Origin of the sequence: Pseudomonas sp. EGD-AK9 (assembly GCF_000465935.2) — a bacterium.
Classification (GTDB): Bacteria; Pseudomonadota; Gammaproteobacteria; order Pseudomonadales; family Pseudomonadaceae; genus Aquipseudomonas.
The window spans coordinates 1-5590 of record NZ_AVOF01000217.1 but is presented as its reverse complement, the minus strand read 5'-3'; the positions used below and the strand labels follow the sequence as shown (position 1 = coordinate 5590).

4 protein-coding genes are annotated in these 5590 nt (G+C 67.9%); all 4 read left to right on the top strand.

Features of this window, described 5'->3' with window-relative positions; all coding sequences use genetic code 11:
• On the top strand, positions 1-745 hold a 745-nt coding region (hutG, locus tag N878_RS11330), incomplete at its 5' end, for a formimidoylglutamase (protein WP_031303050.1).
• 91 nt (positions 746-836) lie between these two features.
• Complete coding sequence (locus N878_RS11325; protein ID WP_021443769.1) at positions 837-2162, top strand: YjiH family protein; 1326 nt, start codon at positions 837-839, stop codon at positions 2160-2162.
• A 39-nt stretch (positions 2163-2201) separates the two neighbouring features.
• A complete protein-coding gene (gene hutU / locus N878_RS11320; RefSeq protein WP_021443768.1) occupies positions 2202-3860 on the top strand; it encodes a urocanate hydratase in 1659 nt (552 codons plus the stop codon).
• 89 nt (positions 3861-3949) lie between these two features.
• Positions 3950-5545 carry a BCCT family transporter gene (locus tag N878_RS11315; RefSeq protein WP_031303049.1) on the top strand — a complete coding sequence of 532 codons (1596 nt, stop codon included), beginning with the start codon at positions 3950-3952 and terminating at the stop codon, positions 5543-5545.
• Positions 5546-5590 lie beyond the last annotated feature (45 nt).

The following is a 5590-nucleotide window of genomic DNA, read 5'->3' as shown; positions in this document are numbered from 1 at the left end:
GGCGATGCGCAAGGCCCTGGCCAACCTGGCCTGGCACCGCCAGGCGCCGGCCTACGATGCTGGCGACGTGGCCTGCGAGGACGGCGACCTGGAAGCGGCCCAGGCCCGCCTCGGGCGCACCGTCTGCGCGCTGCTGGATGCCGGCCATTTCCCCGTGGTGCTCGGCGGCGGCCACGAAGTGGCCTTCGGCAGCTGGTCCGGCCTGGCCGAGCACCTCTCCGGCAACCATGCCCCGCGGATCGGCATCGTCAACTTCGACGCCCATTTCGACCTGCGCGACCCGGCCCATGTGCATTCCTCCGGCACCCCCTTCGCGCAGATCGCCGAGCAGTGCGCCGCGCGCGGCTGGCCGTTTCGCTACGCCTGCCTCGGTGTCAGCCGCGCCAGCAATACCCGCGCGCTGTTCCAGCGGGCCGCCGACCTCGGCGTGCTGGTGCGCGAGGACCGCGAGATTCGCGAGTCGAGCCTCGACGCCATCGGCGCCGAGCTGGAGGCCTTTGCCGCCGCCTGCGACGTGCTCTACCTGACCATCGATATCGACGTGCTGCCGGCCTGCGAGGCCCCCGGGGTCAGCGCCCCGGCCGCGCGCGGGGTGCGCCTGGAGCTGCTCGAGCCCTTGATCGAGCGGCTCAAGGGCAGCGGCAAGCTGCGCCTGGCCGATCTCGCCGAGCTCAACCCCGAATACGACATCGACAACCGCACCGCCAAGGTGGCGGCGCGGCTGATCCACCTGCTCAGCCTCTGAGCACGCAAGCCCGGCCCTTTCCCGCACAACAACAAATACGAGGAAACCACCATGTTCACCACCGCCCGCCGCCGCGGCCAGGAGCCGCGCCATGTCTGAGTCCCTGCCGTTGAGCGCCGGCGTGTCGCGCTCGCGGGCCCTGGCGCGCCTGCTCGGCTACAGCCTGATCGGCCTGCTGCTGTTCTTCGTGCCGTTCGAGCTCGGCGGGCGTTCGACCATCCTCCTCGACCACGCCGCCAGCGCTTTGCAGCTGCATGCGCGGCCGCTGGTGATCGGCGTGGCGCTGCTGTTCATGCTTTACGGCGCGCTGGCGCCCTGGTTCGACGGCAGCTGGCGTCGCAGCCTGACCCACAGCGTGTTCAGCGTGCTCAAGGTGTTCGGCCTGCTGATCGGCGCCGCCTACCTGCTGCAACTCGGCCCGCAGGCGCTGTATCAGCCGGACATGCTGCCGTTTCTGTTCGAGAAACTGGTGCTCAGCCTGGCGCTGATCGTGCCGCTGGGCTCGCTGGCGCTGGTGTTCCTGATCGGCTTCGGCCTGCTGGAACTGATCGGCGTACTGATGCAGCCGGTGATGCGACCGATCTGGCGCACGCCGGGCAAGTCGGCCATCGATGCCGTGGCCTCCTTCGTCGGCAGCTACTCGGTGGGCCTGTTGATCACCGACCGCATGTACCAGCAGGGGCACTACAGCGTGCGCGAGGCGGCGATCATCGCCACCGGCTTCTCCACCGTGTCGGCGCCGTTCATGGTGATCATCGCCAAGACCCTGGGCCTGATGGGGCAGTGGAACCTGTACTTCTGGGGCGCCATGGCGGTGACCTTCGCCGTGACGGCGGTCAGCGCGCGCATCTACCCGCTGTCGCGACTGCCGTCCGAATCCACGCCCGAGGCGCCGCTGCAGCCCGGTGAAAGCCGCCTGGGCAGCGCCTGGCGCGCCGGGATGGAACAGGCCAGCAACGCGCCGTCGCTGGGCTCGGCCCTGCGTGAAACCTTCCTCGATGGCCTGCGCATGACCGCCGCCATCCTGCCGAGCATTCTCGCCGTCGGCCTGCTCGGGCTGCTCGCGGCCAAGTACACCCCGCTGTTCGATGCGCTCGGCGTGCTGCTCTACCCGCTGACCTGGCTGTTCGGCCTGGACGAGCCGATGCAGGTGGCCCGCGCCATTTCCGCCGGCCTGGCGGAGATGTTCCTGCCGGCGATGCTGCTCAAGGACGCCGACGTGCTGGTGAAGTTCGTCACCGCCATCGTCTCGGTCAGCAGCGTGCTGTTTCTCTCCGCCTCGATTCCCTGCGTGCTGGCCACGCGGATTCCCCTGAGCCTGGGCCACCTGCTGCTGATCTGGCTGCAGCGCACCCTGCTCAGCCTGCTGTTCGCCATTCCCCTGGCCTACCTCGCACAATTTCTGGGCTGGCTCTGACCGCCCACCCTCAACTCGTTCTCCACAGGAGCCCGCAAGATGACCAAGTTCCGCGATACCGAAATCCGCGCCCCGCGCGGCAATCAGCTGACCGCCAAGAGCTGGCTGACCGAAGCGCCGCTGCGCATGCTGATGAACAACCTCGACCCCGAGGTGGCCGAGAACCCCAAGGAGCTGGTGGTGTACGGTGGCATCGGCCGCGCCGCGCGCAACTGGGAGTGCTTCGACAAGATCGTCGAGGTGCTCAAGCGCCTGGAAGACAACCAGACCCTGCTGATCCAGTCCGGCAAGCCGGTGGGCGTGTTCGAGACCCACCCGGACGCCCCGCGCGTGCTGCTGGCCAACTCCAACCTGGTGCCGCACTGGGCCAACTGGGAGCACTTCAACGAGCTGGACCGCAAGGGCCTGGCCATGTACGGGCAGATGACCGCCGGCAGCTGGATCTATATCGGCAGCCAGGGCATCGTCCAGGGCACCTACGAGACCTTCGTCGAGGCCGGCCGCCAGCACTACGGCGGCAACCTCAAGGGCCGCTGGGTGTTGACTGCTGGATTGGGCGGTATGGGCGGCGCCCAGCCGCTGGCCGCCACCCTGGCCGGCGCCTGCTCGCTGAACATCGAGTGCCAGCAATCGAGCATCGACTTCCGCCTGCGCACCCGCTACGTCGACGAGCAGGCCAGCGATCTCGACGACGCCCTGGCGCGCATCGCCAAGTACTGCGCCGAGGGCAAGGCGGTGTCCATCGCCCTCTGCGCCAACGCCGCCGACGTGCTGCCGGAGCTGGTGCGCCGCGGCGTGCGCCCGGACATGGTCACCGACCAGACCAGTGCCCACGACCCGCTGCACGGCTACCTGCCGTCCGGCTGGAGCTGGGAGGAGTACGTGGCCCGCGGCAAGAGCCAGCCCGAGGCGGTGGTCAAGGCCGCCAAGCAGTCGATGGCGGTGCACGTGCGCGCCATGCTCGACTTCCAGAAGATGGGCGTGCCGACCTTCGACTACGGCAACAACATCCGCCAGATGGCGAAAGAGGAGGGCGTGGCCAACGCCTTCGACTTCCCCGGCTTCGTCCCGGCCTATATCCGTCCGCTGTTCTGCCAGGGTATCGGCCCGTTCCGCTGGGCCGCGCTGTCCGGCGACCCCGAGGACATCTACAAGACCGACGCCAAGGTCAAGGAACTGATCCCGGACGACGAGCACCTGCACCGCTGGCTGGACATGGCCCGCGAGCGCATCGCCTTCCAGGGCCTGCCGGCGCGCATCTGCTGGGTCGGCCTGAAGGACCGCGCGCGCCTGGCCCAGGCGTTCAACGACATGGTCGCCAGCGGCGAGCTGAAGGCGCCGGTGGTGATCGGCCGTGACCACCTCGACTCCGGCTCGGTGGCCAGCCCCAACCGCGAGACCGAGGCCATGCAGGACGGCTCCGACGCCGTGTCCGACTGGCCGCTGCTCAACGCCCTGCTCAATACCGCCGGCGGCGCCACCTGGGTCTCGCTGCACCATGGCGGCGGCGTGGGCATGGGCTATTCGCAGCATTCCGGGGTGGTGATAGTCGCCGACGGTACGCCCGCGGCCCGCGCCCGCCTGGGCCGCGTGCTGCGCAACGACCCGGGCACCGGGGTGATGCGTCACGCCGATGCCGGTTACCAGATCGCCATCGATTGCGCCAGGGAACAGGGCCTCGATCTGCCGATGCTCTGAGCATCGTGCGCAACGCCGGCGGCGTGGGCGGCAGAGGCCCACGGCGTCGGCAGACCTCCTAACGCTGTTCCCAGAAAAGGCAGGCAACAATGAATACAAGTAGCCGTAAACGCCTGAACGTGGGGGTGTTCGTCCCCGCCTTCACCATCATTCTTCTCGCGGTCGTCCTGGGGCTGGTCGACAACGCGGCCCTGGTCCGGGTGGCCAAGGGCATCTTCTACTTCTCCCTGGTCGATTTCGCCTGGCTCTACCAGCTGTTGGCCATTTCCGCACTGGCGGTCACCGCCTACATCTTCTTCTCCAAGGCCGGCGACATTCGCCTCGGCGGGGCGCACGCCAAACCGGCGTTTTCCATGGCCACCACCTTCGCCATGGCGCTGACCGGCGGCATCGCCACCGGCGTGGTGACCTACTCGGTCAACGAGCCGATCATCTACCTGGGCAACGTCTACGGCGAGATCGGCAACCAGACCTTCGCCCCCGGCAGCGCCGAGGCGGCGATCTTCGCCCTGGCGCGCTGCTTCCATAACTGGAGCTTCATTCCCTACGCCATGTATTCGGTGGTGGGTCTGATGATCGGCTACATGCACTACAACCGCCGCCAGGCGTTCTCCATCGCCTCGACCCTGATTCCGGTGATCGGCCGTCACGAGCAGCGGCCGCTGGTGCGCTCGCTGGTCAACGTGGTGTCGGTGCTGGCCATCGCCCTCGGCCTGGCCTCCTCGCTCGGCGCCGGCCTGGCGCTGATCAGTTCGGGCATCGAGTCGCAGTACGGCATCCGCCCGACGCCGATGACCTGGCTGCTGCTGACCCTGGTGATCGCGACCATCTTCATCGCCTCGGCATTGTCGGGGCTCAAGCGCGGCATCCGCCTGCTGTCGTCGATCAACGCCTACATCTTCTACGCCTTCGTGGTCATCCTGCTGGTGGTCGGGCCGATCAGCTACATCCTCAGCCTGTCGACCACCTCCATCGGCTACTGGCTGAGCAACTTCTTCCTCTGGTCGTTCGACACCAAGGAGTCCGGCGGCGAGGCGCTGGTGACCTGGTGGACCATGTACGACTGGTCGATCTGGATCGCCTATGCGCCGCTGATGGGCCTGTTCCTCGCGCGCATCTCCTATGGCCGCACCCTGCGCGAGTTCCTGGTGATCAACTGGATCCTGCCGTCGCTGTTCGGCATCGTCTGGTTCGCCATCTGGGGCAGCTCGGCGATCAAGTGGCAGCTCGACGGCACCCTCGACCTGGTGCGCATCGTCAGCGAGAACGGCGCGGTCGCCGGGCTCTGGGGCTTCCTCCAGCACCTGCCGCTGGCGGTGATCCTGGTGCCGCTGGCGATCTTCACCCTGATCCTCTCCTTCGCCACCGCGGCCGACTCGATGACCTCGACCATCGCCTCGATCTGCACCCACGACATCCGTGCGGACGAGGAGTCGCCGAAGCGGCAGAAGGTGATCTGGGGCCTGTCGATCGGCGCCATCGCCTTCATCATGGTCGCCTACGGCGGCGGCGCGCAGGGCGTCGAGGGCATCAAGTACCTGGCCGCGGCCGGCGGTTTCAGCGTGCTGTTCCTGTTCATCCTGATTGTCGCCGCGGCAGCCCGGGTGTTTATCTTCAAGCGGCACGAGCCGAACGGCGAACGAGTCGACGAGCCGGCGCCGCTGGCGGGAGTGGTGAATGAATAGTCAGGCGGTAATCGTCATCGGCGACGGCTCGGTCGACTGGCAGCA